This window comes from Streptomyces sp. NPDC057428, from assembly GCF_042803195.1.
In the GTDB taxonomy this organism is placed as follows: domain Bacteria; phylum Actinomycetota; class Actinomycetes; order Streptomycetales; family Streptomycetaceae; genus Streptomyces.
Genome location: NZ_JBHVCT010000211.1, coordinates 1 through 1952 on the forward strand (window position 1 = coordinate 1; position 1952 = coordinate 1952).

The window sequence follows — 1952 nt, forward strand, 5'->3', positions numbered from 1 at the left end:
ATAGGAGCCTATTTGAGCGCTTATTTGACTGATATAGACCTAGAAGATGTCCAAGACAGGGAAACAGCCTTAAAAGTGGCTTCAGAGGGCTGTGAGGTGCAAACAAAGATCGTAGAAGGTCGGGAAAAGAAATTTTTAAAAGGCGGACGGCTGCACATGTATCCTTCCGGAATGAATATGTATCGAAAATCAAAAGGGATTGTTAAGCCGGAACGGGAAGAAATGAAGTTCGGAGACATAAAAAAAGTAGTGGGTTCGGCAAAACCACACTACGAGAAAAGTTATCATGTCGAAAATGACAATTTTGAAAACACAATTTCGTTTCTCCAGTATAACACAAAACGTGATTTTTGAAGCAAAACGGTTCCTCTTTATGGAGCCGTTTTTTTTATTTCCCGAAGGGTTATTTGTCAGAATGACAAACCGATTTCGAGCCGGCGAGAACCCATTGTCACACCACGATTTAGGGGGTGTGTATAAATGGGCACTCTCTGTGAAATTTGAAGCTTTGAAATTCCGAATGGCGCACTTATACACTCTGTCGAGTGAGTGCTAAAATGCTGAAGCATTTCCGTCAAGCGTGTGGAGGAATCTTGTAGAGAGATATAGCATAGATACCCGTATCTCTAGAGATATTTTGGTATATCCCTGCTATATCTATGGGGTATCTATGCTATATCTTTGGCTTCAAAAACGGCACCTGTTCTAAGAGCATAGAAACTCAACAGGCACAGCCTGTTTGACACCCTTTTTTTTAGGGTGGCACCGAGTTTCCTTATGCTCTTTTTCTCTGAAGCTAAACCTGTTTTATATGTCGTAGTCTTTTTATTGGGAGTGACCCCTTGCTGTACAATTTCCGGAGGTGCCGATAAGGGACGAATTTTCCCTTGTCGGTTGCCTTTGGGGATTGTAAGGGGTGGAGGCTCGGAATCAAAAGGAAACGAAATATCATTCCGAGTGTGCTTCTTTTTTCTGTTCTTGAATTCTATTATTTCCAATGTTAGAATTATGTTAACAACTTGTTAGGAGTGTGTTTGGATGGAAGAGAAAAAACAAATTGGACCTCGAATTACTGTTGAAACATTTAAAAAGCTAGAGTTATTAGCCGAACATTTTACAAAACACAATGAATTTGGAAGAGTTTCAAAAGATGCTGTAATTGAGTTTGCTATTAAGGAATTGTATAGGGACTATTTGGGAAAAGGACGCTAATTTTTGTTGAAAAACTGACTTCGGATTTGGGGTTCTTTATTATTAACTTGATTTTAATTAAACATTACAGGAAAAATTGAGGGGAAATGGATGGATAAACGCAATGGTGACGCGGTTTTCATAGCTCCAAATGATGTTGTAAAAGTGACCACTATGAATCACGTCATTGAAGTTCAGCATATGGAGAAGATGAACCGGAAAAATAATATCAAAAAATTGGACAAGGATAGGTTTGTAGACCTCTCTACTGGGGAGATCCGGGAGTTCGAGCATTCGGAAAATCGGCAGGAAAATTATAATTCTTTGAGACAAACCTTTAAGAAGCTGCGTTATTTGATAAATAACAATTTTATAGGACGGCCAAATGAATTACATATAACTTTGACATACAAGAAAAATATGACGGACACGAAAAAACTTTATAGTGATTTTCAAAATTTTATCGACAGGTTGCGTTATAAATACAAGAAAGAAAGTTCGATAGATTATTTATCGGTGGTAGAGCCACAAGGACGTGGAGCCTGGCATTGTCATGTTTTAATGCGCTTTAATGATTTGGATAAGATTTATATTAAAAATGCTGAATTAAGGAGTCTATGGGGTTTAGGATTTGTAACAATCAAGTCATTAAAGGATATAGACAACATAGGAGCCTATTTGAGCGCTTATTTGACTGATATAGACCTAGAAGATGTCCAAGACAGGGAAACAGCCTTAAAAGTGGCTTCAGAGGGCTGTGA

At 38.2% G+C, this 1952-nt stretch carries 1 protein-coding gene and 2 pseudogenes; all 3 read left to right on the forward strand.

Going from position 1 to position 1952, the window contains the following annotated elements:
* Positions 1-354 (forward strand): annotated as a pseudogene (locus tag ACFU5K_RS31780) (hypothetical protein); the annotation flags it as partial.
* A 684-nt stretch (positions 355-1038) separates the two neighbouring features.
* The gene (locus tag ACFU5K_RS31785) at positions 1039-1212 is read left to right on the forward strand and encodes a hypothetical protein (protein ID WP_375839303.1); all 174 of its coding nucleotides are present in this window, start codon (positions 1039-1041) and stop codon (positions 1210-1212) included.
* Between the two features lie 90 nt (positions 1213-1302).
* Positions 1303-1952 (forward strand): annotated as a pseudogene (locus tag ACFU5K_RS31790) (hypothetical protein); the annotation flags it as partial.